The 15,409-nt window shown below is 71.7% G+C and carries 14 protein-coding genes and 1 pseudogene; 10 read left to right on the forward strand and 5 right to left on the reverse strand.

All coding sequences use genetic code 11. The features are described from left to right. Positions 1–72: 72 nt before the first annotated feature. The 6 genes and pseudogenes from CRP39_RS14930 to CRP39_RS14945 all read left to right on the forward strand — a co-directional run bounded on the left by CRP39_RS14930 (position 73) and on the right by CRP39_RS14945 (position 5,936). Positions 73–1,419 (forward strand): glutamine synthetase family protein, encoded by a 1,347-nt coding sequence (locus CRP39_RS14930; RefSeq protein WP_097207172.1) that lies wholly within the window; start codon positions 73–75, stop codon positions 1,417–1,419. 8 nt (positions 1,420–1,427) lie between these two features. Continuing rightward, on the forward strand, positions 1,428–2,726 hold the full coding sequence (locus CRP39_RS14935) for a YlbE family protein (protein WP_097207173.1): 1,299 nt from the start codon (positions 1,428–1,430) through the stop codon (positions 2,724–2,726). 142 nt (positions 2,727–2,868) lie between these two features. After that, positions 2,869–3,702, forward strand: a pseudogene (locus CRP39_RS28365) (APC family permease); the annotation flags it as partial. Between the two features lie 67 nt (positions 3,703–3,769). Further along, positions 3,770–4,219 (forward strand): hypothetical protein, encoded by a 450-nt coding sequence (locus CRP39_RS27670; RefSeq protein ID WP_245853888.1) that lies wholly within the window; start codon positions 3,770–3,772, stop codon positions 4,217–4,219. A 56-nt stretch (positions 4,220–4,275) separates the two neighbouring features. Next, complete coding sequence (locus CRP39_RS27675; RefSeq protein WP_245853889.1) at positions 4,276–4,800, forward strand: Lrp/AsnC family transcriptional regulator; 525 nt, start codon at positions 4,276–4,278, stop codon at positions 4,798–4,800. Positions 4,801–4,880: 80 nt separating this feature from the next. Further along, complete coding sequence (locus CRP39_RS14945; protein WP_097207175.1) at positions 4,881–5,936, forward strand: LacI family DNA-binding transcriptional regulator; 1,056 nt, start codon at positions 4,881–4,883, stop codon at positions 5,934–5,936. Here CRP39_RS14945 and CRP39_RS14950 read toward each other — a convergent pair. The 5 genes from CRP39_RS14950 to CRP39_RS14970 all read right to left on the reverse strand — a co-directional run bounded on the left by CRP39_RS14950 (position 5,888) and on the right by CRP39_RS14970 (position 11,488). Beyond that, entirely contained in the window at positions 5,888–6,523 is a 636-nt protein-coding gene (locus CRP39_RS14950; protein ID WP_097207176.1) for a flavodoxin family protein, read from the reverse strand. The genes CRP39_RS14945 and CRP39_RS14950 overlap by 49 nt on opposite strands. A gap of 73 nt (positions 6,524–6,596) precedes the next feature. Further along, positions 6,597–8,129 (reverse strand): purine-cytosine permease family protein, encoded by a 1,533-nt coding sequence (locus CRP39_RS14955; protein ID WP_172442453.1) that lies wholly within the window; start codon positions 8,127–8,129, stop codon positions 6,597–6,599. Between the two features lie 29 nt (positions 8,130–8,158). After that, entirely contained in the window at positions 8,159–8,827 is a 669-nt protein-coding gene (locus CRP39_RS14960) for a gamma-glutamyl-gamma-aminobutyrate hydrolase family protein (RefSeq protein WP_172442454.1), read from the reverse strand. Continuing rightward, on the reverse strand, positions 8,824–10,182 hold the full coding sequence (locus CRP39_RS14965; RefSeq protein WP_097207179.1) for a glutamine synthetase family protein: 1,359 nt from the start codon (positions 10,180–10,182) through the stop codon (positions 8,824–8,826). The genes CRP39_RS14960 and CRP39_RS14965 overlap by 4 nt, the downstream gene beginning before the upstream one ends. A 58-nt stretch (positions 10,183–10,240) precedes the next feature. Beyond that, positions 10,241–11,488, reverse strand: coding sequence for a YlbE family protein (locus CRP39_RS14970; RefSeq protein WP_216359748.1), 1,248 nt, complete (start codon positions 11,486–11,488; stop codon positions 10,241–10,243). Positions 11,489–11,939: 451 nt separating this feature from the next. On the opposite strand from CRP39_RS14970, the gene CRP39_RS14975 reads away from it, so the two are divergent. From CRP39_RS14975 to CRP39_RS14990, 4 genes are all read left to right on the forward strand, one after another. After that, on the forward strand, positions 11,940–12,365 hold the full coding sequence (locus CRP39_RS14975) for an organic hydroperoxide resistance protein (protein ID WP_097207180.1): 426 nt from the start codon (positions 11,940–11,942) through the stop codon (positions 12,363–12,365). 245 nt (positions 12,366–12,610) lie between these two features. Continuing rightward, complete coding sequence (locus tag CRP39_RS14980) at positions 12,611–13,525, forward strand: sugar ABC transporter substrate-binding protein (protein ID WP_097207181.1); 915 nt, start codon at positions 12,611–12,613, stop codon at positions 13,523–13,525. 45 nt (positions 13,526–13,570) lie between these two features. Then, on the forward strand, positions 13,571–14,482 hold the full coding sequence (locus CRP39_RS14985) for a sugar ABC transporter substrate-binding protein (RefSeq protein WP_143426653.1): 912 nt from the start codon (positions 13,571–13,573) through the stop codon (positions 14,480–14,482). Then, positions 14,479–15,363, forward strand: a complete 885-nt coding sequence (locus CRP39_RS14990) for an SDR family oxidoreductase (protein WP_172442455.1) — start codon at positions 14,479–14,481, stop codon at positions 15,361–15,363. The genes CRP39_RS14985 and CRP39_RS14990 overlap by 4 nt, the downstream gene beginning before the upstream one ends. Positions 15,364–15,409: the final 46 nt, after the last annotated feature.

The following is a 15,409-nucleotide window of genomic DNA, read 5'->3' on the forward strand; positions in this document are numbered from 1 at the left end:
GATACAGCCTTAGCTGTTGACATTCGATCGTAACCTGCGAAGCTGCTACGAAATCCGATCAAGGAGTGACTCATGACACAAGCGCAGGAGCTGCGCGACCAGCTGATGGAGCAGGGCGTCGAGTACGTCTTCGGCTGGTACACCGACATCCACGGCGTGCCCAAGAGCAAGTGCGTGCCGGTCCAGTCGCTGCCCTCGATGGCCAAGGGCTCGGAGCTCTACACCGTCGGGGCGCTGGAGGGCATGGGCGACCTCGGCCCGCACGAGGACGAGTGCGCGGGCCTGCCCGACCTGGACCGGCTCGTCGTCCTCCCCTGGGACAAGCGCTTCGCCCTGGTACCCACCCGGCTGCACCTGGACGGCGTGCCCTACGAGCAGGACGCGCGCAACGCGCTGGTCCGTCAGGTGGACGCCGCCGCAGCCGCCGGGTTCACCGCCAACGTCGGCATCGAGCCGGAGTTCTACGTCGTGCGGGAGACCGCCGACGGCTGGGAGCCGCTGGTGGCCAGCGACCGGGCGCACGCCAAGACGCGCGGTTACGACCTGGAGGCCACGGTCCTGGCCGAGCCGTTCCTGGGCCCGATGGTCCAGCACATGAACGGCCTCGGCTGGGGCGTCTACTCCTTCGACCACGAGGGCGGCGACGGCCAGTACGAGTTCAACTTCGACTACACCGACGCGCTGACCATGGCCGACCAGATGGTGCTGTTCCGGTTGATGGCCAAGCACGTCGCGCGCGAGAACGGCTGCATCGCCACCTTCATGCCCAAGCCGTTCCAGGACGACTTCGGCTCGGCGGCGCACATCAACATCAGCCTCGCCGACGTCGACACCGGCGAGAACGTCTTCGCCGCCGGCGACGGCACCCGGGCCTACAGCGACCTCTCCCGCCACTTCGTGGCCGGGGTGCTGGCCCACGCCGGCGCGATCAACGCGGTCATCTGCCCGACGGTGAACTCCTACAAGCGCTTCACCAGCAAGGGCTACATGGACGAGATCTCCTGGGCGCCGGTCCACCGGGGCTGGGGCGAGAACAACCGCACCCTGATGTGCCGCATGCCGGTCAACCGGCACTGCCTGGAGGTCCGCACCGCCGACAGCGCGGTGAACTACCACCTGGGCATCGCGATGGTCCTGGCCGCCGGGCTCGACGGCATCAAGCGGCAGCTCGACGCCGGTGAGCCGCTCAACCGCGACACCTACAAGCTGAGCGAGGAGGAGCTGGCGCAGTACGGCGACCTCGCCCTGCCGGCCACCCTCGACGAGGCGCTGGACGAGTTCGAGACCGACGACGTCGCCAAGGACGTGTTCGGCCCCGCCTTCCACGCCACGTACCTGGCCTACAAGCGGCAGGAGGCGCACGAGTACCGGTCGGTCGTCACCGACTGGGAGACGCGCACCTACCTGCAGCGGATCTGAGGCCGCGGATGAGCATCGACTCGCAGACCGCTGCCCTGGACCTGCCCGCCGACGTCGAGGACCGCCGCCGCGCCGCCAACGCGGAGACGCTGTCCCGGCTGACCGGTGCGGAGCCGGTCCTGGTGGACGTCGCACCCGCCGGGGAGGTCGTGCCGGGCATGACGGCCTCGACGATCCTGACCTCGGGCGCCCCCCTGGAGTGGCACGAGTACACCGGCGGTCAGCGCCGCGCGGTCCTCTACGCCACCGTCTACGAGGGGCTCGCCGGTGATCCGGCCGACGCGGAGGAGGCCATCGCCGCCGGCCGGGTCCGGGTGCGCAGCACGCAGCAGCACGCCTGCATCGGCTCGGTCGCCGGCATCTACACCGCCTCGATGCCGGTGCTCGTCGTCCGCGACGAGACCCACGGGAACACCGCCTTCTGCAACCTCTACGAGGGGGAGAGCCGGCACCGGCTCAACTACGGGTCCTACAGCGAGGAGGTCGTCCGCGGTCTGCGGTGGCTGGAGCAGGTGATGGGTCCGCTGCTGGCCGAGTGCCTGCGCCGCACGGGCCCGATCCGGCTCAAGCCGCTCATGGCCCGGGCACTGCGCCTGGGCGACGAGTTGCACAGCCGCAACACCGCCGCCACGCTCCTGCTCACCCGGGAGCTGACCCCGGCGTTCCTCGACCTGGAGTCGACGGAGCACGCGGCGGCCGCCCGTGCGGTCTTCGAGTTCCTCGGCCGCAACGAGTACGCCTTCCTCCGGGTCGGCATGGCGGCGGCCAAGGCCACCGCTGACGCCGCACACGGCATCCCGTACAGCAGCGTGCTCACCGGCATGGCGCTGAACTGCCGCGACTTCGGCATCCGGGTCAGCGGGCTGGAGGACGAGTGGTTCCGCGGGGCGCACCCGCGCCTCGAGGGCCGGTTCTTCGACGGGTTCACCGCGGCCGACGCCGAGTGGATCGGTGGGGAGAGCTGCGTGACGGAGACGATCGGGCTGGGGGGTTTCGCCCAGGCCTGCGCGCCCACCCTGCAGGCCTATCAGGGCGGCACCAGCGAGGCGATGCGCGCCAACAACGAGGCGATGTACGCGATCACCGTGGGGGAGCACCCGGACTTCCGGCTGCCACCGTTGGACTTCCGCGGCTCCCCGATCGGCATCGACGTCTTCGCGGTCCTGGGAAGCGGGGTCGTCCCGGTCATCGACGGCGGCCTGGCCGGCAAGGACGGCGGTCAGATCGGCGCCGGCGTCCTGCGCCCGGACCTGGACTGCTTCACCGACGCGGCCGACGCCTACCGACGCCGGTACGTCCCCGCCTGACCGAGCCGCCCGGGCGGGCTGACCCGCCCACCCGGGCCGACCATCCGCGCACCGCCCGGCGAGGGCCTGGTCCATTCCCCCCGCCGGGCGCGTGCCGGCAGCACCACGCCCGTCCGCAGCCCCCCGGTCGCATCCGCAGGAGATGCTGGTCGTGGCCGGCTTCGCCCCGCTGGCCTTCCTCATCGGCGGGGTCGGCGCGCCGGGAGCCCAGTTGGTCGCCGCCCTGGTGCTGCTGCTGTTCGCCGTCGGGTTCACCCGGATGGCGCTGCGGATCCGCAATCCCGGGGCGTTCTACTCCTACATCGGGCGCAGCCTGGGCCGGCCGATGGGTGGCGGCGCCGCCGTGCTGGCGCTGTGCGCGTACTCGGTGATCGCGATCGGCCAGCTGGGGGCGTTCGGGTCGTTCTCGGCCGGCACGGTCAGCCGGCTGACCGGGGTGGACGTGCCCTGGCCGGTCTTCCCGCTGTTCGCGATCGCGATCGTCGCGGTGCTCGGGCACCGGCGCATCTCACTGTCGGCCAAGGTGCTCGGCATCGCGCTGCTCGCCGAGGTCGCGATCCTGCTCGTCCTCGCCGTCCCGGTCCTCGTCCAGGGCGGCCCGGAGGGGCTGGACCTCGGCTCGTTCTCCCCGTCAGCGATCTTCGCCGGCGGTGGCACCGGTGCCATGTTCGCCGTCGTGTTCGGCGCCTTCATCGGTTTCGAGTCCACCGCCATCTACGCGGAGGAGACCCGGGACCCGGCCCGCACGGTGCCCCGGGCGACCTACCTGGCCGTCGGCTTCCTCGGCGTGTTCTACACGTTCATGGCGTGGATCGCCGTGGTCGCCTTCGGGGAGTCGGGGATCGTCGCGGCGGCGTCGGAGAACCCGACCGAGTTGTTCTTCATCGCCACCGAGCAGTACGTGGGCCACGGGGCGACGGTGGTCATGGAGCTCCTGCTGATCACCAGCGCGTTCGCCTCGACGCTCGCGTTCCACAACACGACCTCCCGCTACCTGTTCACGCTGGGCCGGGAGGGGCTGCTGCCGGGTCGGGCTGGCGTCGGTGCACCCGCGGCACGGGTCGCCGCACGTCGCCAGCGCGGTCCAGGCGGCGGCCGCGGTGGTGGTCGTGCTGCTGTTCGCTCTGGCCGGGGCCGATCCCTACCTGGGGCTGTTCCTGCTGATGGTGGGACCGGGCATCCTGGCGGTCATCGTGCTGCAGGCGCTGTGCGCGGTGGCGATCGTCGTCTACTTCCGGCGGCACGCGGCCGGGCACGGGATGTCGGTCTGGGCGACGCTGGCCGCCCCGCTGGCCAGCCTCGTCGGCCTGGGGGTCGCCACCTGGTTGGTGGCCATCAACTTCGACCTGCTGAGCGGGCGGACCGACTGGGTCAACGTGCTGTTGCTGGCCTGCCTCCCGGTCGCCTTCGCGGTCGGCGTGGTGGTCACGACCGTGCTGCGCCGGCGCGACCCGGCCCGTTACCAGGCCTTGACGCAGACGCAGATCTACTGACGGGTCCACCGGTCGGGCGACCGCACGGAACCGGCCGGACTCCTAGGCTCTCGCCCATGCCCCGTCGCAGCTCACCGGCCGAGTCCGACGGCCGCCCCGCGGACGGCGTCGTGCCCGGCGCCCTGCCCCCGACGGCCATCGACGACACCGATCGCGAGATCCTCCGCGTCCTGCAGGTCGACGGCCGGACCAGCAACACCGAGATCGCGCGCCGGCTCGGGGTGACCGAGACAACCGTCCGCAAGCGGCTCGCGGCCCTGCTGGAGGCCGACCTCGTGCAGATCGTCGCGGTGCCGACGCCCCGGCTCGCCGGGCTCACGGTCTCGGCGATCATGGGCATCTCGGTCCAGCTGAACGCGCTGCAGAAGGTCGCCGACGCATTGGTCGAGCGGCCCGAGGTGCGCTACTGCGGTGTCTCGGCGGGGCGATACGACCTGATCCTGGAGTCGTTCTTCACCGACCACGAGCACGTCGTCCGGTTCTCCACGGACGTGCTCGGCCGGATGGAGGGGATCACCGACGTCGAGACGTCGCTGATCCTGAAGACCGAGAAGTTCTCCTACGAGTGGGAGATCCCCTGAGCCGGTGGACGGCGTGTCCTCGGTGGGCAGAACAGTAAGCTCGCCGCCAGTGGGCTTGGCCCCGGACAGATGGGGGCGGCGTGCCGACCACGATTCGTGAGGTCGCGGAAGCGGCGGGCGTGTCGATCACCACGGTGTCCCATGTGCTGAGCGGGAACGGCCGGATCGCGGAGGCGACGCGTCGCCGGGTGGAGCAGGCGGTCGCCGACCTGGCGTACCGGCCGAACGTCCACGCCCAGCAACTGGTGACCCGCCGCAGCCGCACGCTGGCCGTCCAGGTCGCCTGCTTCACGGGGGACACCAGCTCCAGCGCGCTGATCCCGCGGTCGGACTACTTCCTCGACCTGCTCAACGGCGCCGCGGCCGCCGCCGCCGAGCGGGGGTACGCCCTCATCCTCACCCCGCCGAACGCCGACGCCGCCACGGTCGAGGAGTTCGCCGTCGACGGCGTGATCATCGTCGACCCGCGCGGTGACGAGCCGCTGTTCACCGAGCGGTGGCACCACCCCCGCCGCATGGTGACCACCGGCCGGCCGACGCTCGTCGAACCCGTCGTGGCAGTCGTGGACAACGACCACCGGGAGGCCGCCGGCGCGATGCTGGACCACCTCGCCGAGCAGGGGTACCGGCGCCCGGCGCTGATGATCACGAGCACCGCGCGGTCCTACACCTCCGACATGCTCGAGGCCTACACCGCCTGGACGGCGGCCCGCGGGGTCGAGCCGGTCGTGGTCCGGGTCGACGAGCCGCCCACCGAGAACGCGGCCGCCGAGGCGCTGGGCGAGCTGCTCGACCGCGACCCCCGGCCCGACGCCGTCTACGCCAGCTCCGAGGACCTCGCGCTCGGCGTGCTGCACGAGGCGCAGCGACGCGGTCTGAGCGTGCCCGAGGAGCTCGGGGTCTGCAGCGCCGTCGACAGCTCGGTGCTCCAGCTGACCTCTCCGCAGGTCACCGGGACGTTCCTCAACCCGCGCGACATCGGCCGGGCGGCCGCCGGCGCTCTGCTCGACCTCGTCGAGGACACCCGGGCGGCCCCGCACGACGTCGCCGTCCCCGTGGAGCTGTGCGCGCGGGGTTCGACGCTGCGTCAGCCGGCCGACCAGACGGCGTTGTCGCGAGGCGTGTCGAACCGGTAGTCGGTGATCCGGAGGTCGAACAGCCGCCGGCCCAGGTCGGCGGCGGCGCGCAGCGGGTCGCCGGGGTCGTGCCGGACGTCACCGCGGCTGTTGCCGATGCCGACGACGACGCCGACCAGGTCCTGCCGGAGGTACCGGGTCAGCTCCTGGAACTGCCCCTGCAGGCCCAGCGTCGCGCCGCGGTAGCTCTCCTCGCAGGCGATGAGCACGGCGACCCGCTTGCCGGGCAGCCCGGCCAGCACGGCGGCCGAGCCCGGATGGTCCTCGGACATGAAGCAGAAGAGCCGGTCCACCGTGCTCTTGAGCCGCGCGCTCATCCCGTACCAGTAGAGAGGGGTCGCCAGCACGAGGGCGTCGGCGGGGACCAGGTGCTCGGTCAGCAGCCGCTCGTAGCCGTCGGGGATGCCGCAGGCGCCGTCATCGTGCCGGCAGGTACGGCAGTCGCGCAGCATCCCCTCCACGAAGTCGTCCAGGTGCAGGACGGTGACCTCGTGCCCGGCCTCCCGGACACCGGCGGCCGCGGCGTCGGCGAGCAGGGCCGAGTTGCCGTCGCGCCGCGGGCTCGCCTTGAGGACGAGGCCCCTCACCGCGGCGTCCCGGGACGGAGCCGGCCCAGCCGCGCGGACGGCCGCGCGGCTGGGCCGGCCGGGGCGGAGCCGATCACACCAGCTCCGTCTCGCTCGCCGGCTGCGGCCAGGCTGCGGGGCCGGCGGACGAGTCGTCCGACGGGCCGAACACCTCCGGCGGTTCCGGGAACAGCCGGAGCGCGAGCGGGTAGAGCACCGCGGCGACCATCCCGGCGACCAGGAAGCCGACGTCGATGCCCCCGAGCAGGTCGGCGCCGGGGCCGACGAACCAGGTGTTGGCGGAGAAGAACAGCCCCGTCGTGGTGGACAGCCCCCACACCGTCATGGCCGGCAGGTGGAACCCGTGCCGGAACCAGTAGATACCGCCCTTCTCGCCCCGGTTGAACACCTGCAGGGCGTCGACGTCGTACCAGCCCTTCCGGCGCAGGTGGCCGATCGTCACCATCACGATCCACGGGATGGAGAAGCTGGCCAGCAGGGTGAGGAACACGCTGACGCCGTCCTCGATGCCCTGACTGAACTCGCCGATGTACACCAGCGCCGTGGCCAGGACGCAGGCCAGCAGGGTGGCTTGGACCCGGTTGAGCTTCGGGATGATCGCCGAGGTGTCCAGGCCGGTGCCGTAGGTGTTGATCACCGCCTGCGCCGTCCCCGAGGCCAGACCCATGTAGATCAGGCCCGGCACGAACCACAGCGGAGCGGCGTCGACGAGGGCGAGCACGTACGGCGTCCCGGCGTCCGCGGTGCCGGCGGAGAACATGGCCGCCGAGGTGAAGGTGCCCCACATGAACGGGCCGCCCATCCCGAACAGGCCGCCCAGGAACAGCGACCGCACGATGGACCCGTTGGTGTGCAGCTTCGTGGAGATGTGCCGGGTCCAGTCGCCGGCGTAGGCGCCGTACGAGGCGACGGTCGAGCCGCAGATCAACGCCGAGAGCACCCAGGTGGCCGCGGCCGAGCCGAGCGCGTATTCCCCTGTCCCGGCGTAGGAGGCGTCGAAGTCGCGCCCGTACACGACCAGGCCGACCACCATGACCAGGCCGGCCGTGGGGAGCATGAACCGCTGCGCGGCGACCATGTTGGCGTGCCCGAGGATCGACACGACCGTGACGATCACCGACAGGACGCCGTAGGCCACCAGCCGCGGCACGGTGTCGTCCTCGATCCCGAAGAAGGCCTGCAGCGCGCCGGCCAGCGCGTCGCCACCGGTCCAGATGCTGAGCGCGGCGAAGGCGAGCGACGCCGTCGCCTCCAGGAACGAGCCGATGAGCCGCCCGGCGACGCCGAAGTAGGCACCGCTGGAGACCGGGTTGTTGGTGCCGGTGCGGGGCCCCATCAGGCCCATCGGCGCCAGCAGAGCGGCGCCGAACGCGGACCCCACCGCCACGGCGCTCGCGGCCTGCCACCAACTGAGCCCGAAGCTGATGGGGAACCAGCCGATGATGATCAGGCTGAAGGTCAGACTGCCGCCGAAGAGGATGGCCCGGATGTTCTTCGGCCCGGATCGGCGCTCGCCCTCGGGGATGTACTCGACGCCGTACCGCTCGATCCTGCCGACCTGGTCCTTGGCGGCGGGCGGTGCTGCGGTGCTGCTGTCTCCGTTCACGTGCGCAACCCCTGTTCTCCGTTGACGAGCTACTGGAAGGGACGTAGGTGCCGGGGATCGGTGGCGCAGAGGGTCTCGGGGTGCCACTGCAGGCCGAGCAGGCCGGGACCCTCGATCGCCTCGATCACGCCGTCGGAGCTCCACGCGGTGGCGGTCAGCCCCTCACCCGGGGAGCGCACCGCCTGGTGGTGGTGGGTGTTGACCTCGTCCAGGTCACCGAGCACGGCGCTGGTCAGCGTCTCCGGCTCGGCTTTGAGCCCGTGCCGGAGCGTCGCGTAGCCCCGGTCGTGCTGGACGTCGACGTGCGCGTCGAAGCCTGCTGCCGGCAGGTCCTGGAACAGGCTGCCGCCGTGCGCCACCGCCATGAGCTGCGCGCCCCGGCAGATGCCGCAGACCCGGACGCCGGCCCGTTCGGCCCACGCCAGCGTCCGCAGCTCCATGTCGTCCCGCACGGGGTCGACGTGGTCCAGCGTGGTGCTGGGCCGGGCGCCGTAGCGCTCGGGGGAGATGTCCCCGCCGCCGGTGAGCAGGAGCGCCTCGACCGGGCGCAGCGCCTCCTCCAGGCGGTCGTCGCCCGGCCCGAAGGCCGCGGGCAGCACCACCGGCGTGCCGCCCGCGGCGAGCACGGCGTCGACGTACGCCCGCAGGAGGGAGAGTGCCCCGTCCGCGTACCCCGCCACGATGCCGACGACGGTCACAGGTTCAGCAGGTAGGCCGCGCGCTCGCGGTCGGTCACCTCGAGGTTGGCGCGGTCCCACTCGGCGACCTTCATCTCGGCGTACTCGCGGATGAAGTTGGGGTGGAACACCTCGTGGGTGAGCGGGTCGGCCTCGAAGGCCTCGACTGCCTCCAGGAGGCTGCGCGGCAGGCTGTCGACCTGGGCCATGTAGGACAGGTCGTCGCGTGCCTCGCCCGGGTCGATGTTGTTGCGGATCCCGTCCAGCCCGGCGGCGAGCATGAAGGCGGCCGTCAGGTAGGTGTTGGCCGCGCTGTCCACCGCGCGGTTCTCGACGGCCGGACGGTTGGCCGGCAGCCGCAGCATGCAGGACCGGTTGTTGTAGCCGTAGCTGATCTTCGTGGGGGCCCACGAGATCTGGCCGTCGGCCAGTCGGGGGACCAGCCGGCGGTAGGAGTTCGTCGTCGGGTTGGCCAGGGCGGTCAGCGCGCGGGCGTGCTTGAGGATGCCGCCGACGAACGCGTAGGCGAGCTTGGTCCAGGCCTCGTTGCCGGTGCCCTCGCGGAAGACGTTCTTCTCGGTGTCGGCGTCCTCGAGGCTCATGTTGAAGTGCGCGCCGGAACCCCAGAGGTCAGCAAAGGGTTTTGGCATGAAGGTCACGAGCAGGCCGCACTCCTTGGCCGCCTGCCGGGCCATGAAACGGAACAGCGTCAGCCGGTCGGCCGACTCGAGTACGGGGGCGTGCGCGAAGTCGAACTCGTACTGACCCTCGCCGCCCTCGGCGTCGAAGCTGAACAGCCCGAAGTCCAACTCCGCCATGTAGCTGGCCATCTTGTCGAGGAAGGGCAGCGAGTCGACCGTCGTCTCGACGTCGTAGGCGGGGGACGGCTTGATCTCACCGCTCTGCGCCATCGGGATCAGCTGGCGGCTGCCCTCCTGCAGCGACTCCGGCTTGAAGACGTAGAACTCTGGCTCCACCCCGAGCTGGGCGACGAAGCCCAGCTCGGCGGCCGCCGCGACCTGCTTCTTGAGGATCGAGCGCGGGCAGAGCGCGTACGGCTCCCGGCCGCCCCAGGACATGTCCGCGACCATCCAGGCAACCCGCCGGTCCCAGGGGAGGATCTTCAGGCTGGAGGGGTCCGGGATGCCGGCGACCTCGTCCTCGACCGGGTCCATGACCCCGATGCCGCCCATCCCGCGCGGGGTGTACCGCTCCGACCCGGCCAGCAGGTTGGGCAGGTGGTCGATCGGGACCGTCTTGGACTTCGGCCGGCCCAGCACGTCGATCCAGCTGGCGAGGGCGTACTTGACGCCCTGCCCGGCCAGTTCCCCGGCGAGCCTGCGGTTCTCGTCGCTGATCTCGTTGACGGTGTCCATGTGGTTCCTCCTGTCGGTGCCCCGCGCAGATGTGCGGGGGAGTGGATGGGGTGCAGGGTCAGGCAGTGGCGTCGAGGGCCGCGGCGGCATCCAGGAAGGGCTGGAGCGGCGCGCGGAAGCAGCCGGCACCGATCTGACCGCCGGCCCGCCCGGCGATGCCGACGTCCATGACCGGGGTGATCCCGGTGGCGGCCACACGCCGGGCGTCGATGCCGGCCGGAGTGCCGCGGTACTCCAGGAACGGGATGCGGAACGTCGGGTGCTCGGCGACCGTGATCTCGTACATCTCGAGGTTGCGTTCGACCATCCGTTGGGGCGTGCCGCCCTGGTAGGCCTGCAGCGGGAACGCCGCGGCCTGGGCCAGCCCGCCCAGGCCGTTGACCTCGGTGATCGGGCTCTCGCCGCCCATGACCTCGATGTCGTCGGCGGTGAACCCGGGGAAGAGTCGGTGGGTCTCCGGGGTGGGCAGCGGGCCGCGGAACCAGCGCGACCCGAGGCCGGCCACCCGGATGCCGAACTCCCGACAGGAGAACGCCATCGCGGTGACGACGGAGGAGCCCGGGACGTCGTAGGCGCGGTCGGCCGTCGACTTCGACGCGGCCATCGACAGGCGCAGGAAGAAGTAGTCCCCCGAGGTCATGTAGTCGGTGAGCGCACGTGCGTGGGGTGACGCCAGGTCGAGCAGGGCCGGCACGATCTCGCGCAGGAACAGCAGCGACGCGGCCGTGTTCCGGCTGTGCAGTTCGTCGCCCTGCCGCAGGGCCCGCTCGATCAGCGGCCGCAGCGGGATGCCGCCCTCAACGGACCGGACGACCTCGCCCAGCGTCGGGCCGATCACGTCGGCCAGGAACTCGAGGTTCTGCTGGACGTCCTGGTCGTAGAGCCCGTAGTTGAGCCGGGCCTTGGTCTCGCCCTCGAAGAGCGTGCAGTGCCCGCGGTGGCCGCTGTTGCGGTCCTCGACGACGAGCACCGGCATCGAGGCGGTGGTGACGCCGGCCAGCGAGCCGACGGTGGCGAAGTCGTGGCAGCCGGCCACCCGGACGTCGCCGTTGGCGAGGGCCTTCTCGGCCCCCTCCAGATCGGGGGCGAGCCCCTCGTAGACGACGCCGCCGAGGATGGCCTGGCGCTGCCCGCCGGTGTACTCGGACCAGGGGAGCGGCGGGCCGGACGTGAGGACGGTGTCCCTGGTCATCCCGGGGAGCGCGTCGATCGCCGGCCGGACGTCCACCAGCCGGGGCTGCCCGTTGAAGAGCCGCTGCACCGCGTCGCGGTTCGCGGCCTCGGTCCGGGCGTCGGGGTCGTGCACGGGTACCTCCAGGTTCTCGCCGGCCGAGGGCAGGCAGTCGCCGGCCGGCCGGGCGGTTCAGGGGTGGAGCGGAGCGCCGAGGCGGACGTCGGCCACGGGCGCGGACCCTGCGGAGACCGCGCCGCCCGCTACGCCGGGGCTCCGAGGATGTGGCGCAGGACATGCCAAAGCGTTTTGGTAGCGGAATGGTGGCGATGGCCGGGAGGTGTGTCAAGCACCGGTTTCCCGGAGGGTTGGTGTCGACCGGCGACTCGGTGCAGCAGCTCCAGCCCGACGACACTGCTGACGACCCGTGCCATGGCGCGCAGGTCAGCGGCTGATCACCTTACGGAGCGGTGGGTCGTATCCCGTCGCATCACCGGCTGGTTCTTGCCGGATCCCGGACGGGAACCTAAGTTCGGGCTCGAAAGTCGCTTCCGTTCGGGAAGCGCCTGCGATCCGGGAGAGCCACGTGCGCATCCTCTACTCCACGGCAGCAACCGCCCGCGGCGGCCGCGACGGCGAGGTCGTCAGCGACGACGGCGTCCTCGACCTCGACCTGGCCATCCCCGTGGAGCTCGGCGGACCGGGCGGCGACCGGACCAATCCCGAGCAGCTGTTCGCCGCCGGCTACGCCGCGTGCTTCTCCTCCACCGTGCAGCACCTCGCCGGTCAGCGCGGGCTCGACGTGACGGGGCTCGAGGTGACCGTGAAGGTGGGGCTGGCCCACGAGCGCGGTGTGTCCGACCTGGTCGTCACCCTGGTGGTCGCCTTCCCCTCCTCGGTCGATGCCGGACAGGTCGCGGAGCTGCTGGAGGCGGCGCACCAGATGTGCCCGTACTCCCGGGCGACCCGGGGCAACGTCGAGGTCACGCTCCAGGTCGCATCGCTGGTCTGACCCTCGCCCGTCAGAGGCCTCCCGGTGCCGGCACCGGGAGATCCCTGGCACGCCTGAGACGGACATCGACGCTTTCCCCTGTCTTCGGCTCCGAATTCGACCCAAAATGGACCGCTGGGCATTGACTCTCGAACGAACGGCGTCCTAGCGTCCGGACCACGCAGCCGTCACCGGCACCCCGGACCCGTGGCGCGCTCACGGTCCGCGCGCCGGGCGCACCCGGACCACCGAGGAAGGAAGCTCGCATGCGCGTTCTCTACGTGAACCCCCTTCCCGAGGGTGGTAACCCGGCCATCGACGCGCTGGCGTACGGGTTGGACGCCGCGGTGCGGCAGGCCGGCGGCGAGACCCGGGTCCTGACGACGGACTTCCGCCTGCCCGACATCGGACAGCAGACCGCGGAGGCCTTCGATGCCGGGATCGAGGCCGGCGTCGACGTCATCGTGATGTACGCCCTCGATCCCGCCCAGCCGGCCGAGGCTGCCGCCCGGGTCCGTGCGGCCGGCGGGCGGTTGGTCTCGCTGGTCCGGCCCGACTTCGAGGTCGACGGTGCGGTCGTCTACCCCAACTTCAACCAGGGGCTGTTCATGGCCGGCTGGCTCGCCGCCCGGCTGACCGGCGAGGACCGGATCGGGATCATCGGCGGGCCCGGGACCCCGGACGACAACGAGGAGGTCGCCGGCCTGCTCTTCGGCTTCCGCCGGGCCGGGATCCCGGTCGTCAACGATCCGGGCCTGGACGAGTGGCGCAACATGATCGACGTCGCCGACGGCGGTCACGAGGTCGCGGTCCGGCTGCTGGCGAAGCACCCTGAGATCACCGCGCTGGTGCCCTACAACGACGAGTCGATGCTGGGTGTGTTGCGGGCGCTGGAGGGCGACCCGCGGCGGGGCCGACTGCCGATGGTGTCCCGCAACGCCGCTCCGAAGGCCGTCCAGGCCGTCCGGGACGGCCTCACCTCGGGCACCTGGGACATCGAGCCCACGGGCATCGGCTGGGCCGCGGGTGCGCTCGCCGCCCGGCTCGTGACCGGGGACGCCGCACCGGGGGAGCTGGCGATGAGCCCCGTCGGCCGGATGGTGCACGCCGGGAACCTCGACGCCTGGCAGCCGTGGGAGCAGCGCGTGGCCTGGCGCCCGCTGGTCCACGGCCTGGACTGAAGCCGCGCCCGAGCCGGCTTGCGACGAAGGAGCAGACAAGTGCGCGTGTTGTTCGTCAGTCCCATGGCCTACGGGTCGAACCAGGCCGTGGACGCGCTGGGCCACGGCCTGGAGAGCCGGCTCGCCGCCGACGGCATCGAGTGCCGGCTGAGCTTCCCGGACTTCCGCGGGGAGAACTGGATCGACGGCTACGGCCGGGCGGTCCGGGCCGGCGCGGACGCCGGGGTCGACGTCATCGTGGTCTGGGTCATCGACGCGGCGGAGCCCGCCGAGGCGGTCGCCTACGCCCGCAGCAAGGGCGTCAAGGTCGTCACCCTCGAGAAGCCGAGGTACCCGGTGGACGCCTCAGTCGTCTACCCCAACTTCAACCACGGCGTCTACATGGCCGAGTCCCTGGCCGGGATGCTGCACCCCGGGGCCGAGGTGGCCGTCGTCGGCGGCCCGGACGTCGTCGACGACATCGAGCTCATGCTCGGCATCACCCACGGCGTGCAGTGGGCGGGGCTGCGGCTGGTCAACGACCCCGAGGACCCGCGCTACAAGAACACCACCGACGTCGCCGAGGGCGGCCGGGAGAAGACGGCGAACATCCTCGCCGACTTCCCGAAGCTCGACGGGCTCATCCCGTACAACGACGAGACCATGCTCGGCGCCGTCCAGGCGCTCGAGGAGGCCGGTCGGCTCGGCGAGGTCACGATGGTCTCCCGCAACGGCACCCCGAAGGCCGTCGACCTCATCCGCCGCGGCGTCCACCACGGCACCTGGGACCCCGACATCCCGGGCATCGGTACGGCCGTCGGCGACCTGCTCGCCCGGCACCTGGTGCACGGCGAGCCGCTGGACGGCCAGGTCTTCGTCAGCCCGATCGGCCGCATGATCACGGCCGACACGATCGATGCCTGGGTTCCGTGGGAGCAGCGGGTCACCTACAACGAGCTCAAGGAGCTCGACACGTGAGCGACGGCCGGATCCTGGTCATCGGCGGCACCGGAGCCACCGGCAGCGAGGCGGTCCGCCATCTCGTGCAGCGGAGCCTGCCGGTGCGGGTCGTCAGCCGCGACCCGTCGCGAGCGGTGGAGAACCCGGCGCTGCGGGGTGCCGAGCTCGTGGCCGGCGACTCCTCTCGGCCGGAGACGCTGGCCGAGGCCTTCCGGGACGTCGAGAAGCTCTACCTGGTCCCGCCCACGCACCCGGGCTGGGACGAGACGCAGTCCGCGATGATCGACATGGCGGCCGCCGCAGGTGTGCGGCACGCGGCCAAGCTCTCGGTCTTCGGGGCCGACCCCGCCGAGCCGTCGCTGATCCTGCGTTTCCACCACCGCGGCGAGCAGGAGATCCAGCGCCGGGGGATCGGGTTCACCCACATCCGGGCGAACTCCTTCTTCCAGAACGTGCTGCTGCTCGACGCCCCGGCGATCAAGGCCCAGTCCGCCTTCTACTCCTGCGTGGGCGATGCCCGGTTCGCCAAGGTCGACGCCCGCGACATCGGCGAGGTGGTGGCGACGGTGCTCAGCGAGCCCGGCCACGAGAACCGGACCTACGAGCTCACCGGGCCCGACCCGCTGACCTACGACGACATCGCGGCCGAACTCAGCCGTGCGCTCGGGCGCGAGATCCGGTACGTGGACATGCCGCCGGACGACTACGCCGCCCTGCTGATCTCGGTCGGCGTCCCGCAGTGGCTGGCTGAGGAGTTCGCGACCCTCTACGGACGCGGCAAGCAGCGCGCCGGCGCCAGCGCCCGGGTCACCAGCACGGTCGAGGACCTCCTGGGGCGGCCGCCCCGGTCATTCGCCGACTGGGCCCGGGAGCACGCCGACGTGCTCCGCGCGGCCTGACTCCCCACCTCATCGCTCCTGCCTGCGCGCTGCGACCCGACACTCC

Origin of the sequence: Geodermatophilus sabuli, assembly GCF_900215145.1 — a bacterium.
Taxonomy (GTDB): domain Bacteria; phylum Actinomycetota; class Actinomycetes; order Mycobacteriales; family Geodermatophilaceae; genus Geodermatophilus; species Geodermatophilus sabuli.

Coding starts and splice junctions, on each gene's coding strand:
- CRP39_RS14930 (WP_097207172.1), top strand. CDS start 73: ATGACACAAGCGCAGGAGCTGCGCGACCAGCTGATGGAGCAGGGCGTC.
- CRP39_RS14935 (WP_097207173.1), top strand. CDS start 1,428: ATGAGCATCGACTCGCAGACCGCTGCCCTGGACCTGCCCGCCGACGTC.
- CRP39_RS27675 (WP_245853889.1), top strand. CDS start 4,276: ATGCCCCGTCGCAGCTCACCGGCCGAGTCCGACGGCCGCCCCGCGGAC.
- CRP39_RS14965 (WP_097207179.1), bottom strand. CDS start 10,182: ATGGACACCGTCAACGAGATCAGCGACGAGAACCGCAGGCTCGCCGGG.
- CRP39_RS14980 (WP_097207181.1), top strand. CDS start 12,611: ATGCGCGTTCTCTACGTGAACCCCCTTCCCGAGGGTGGTAACCCGGCC.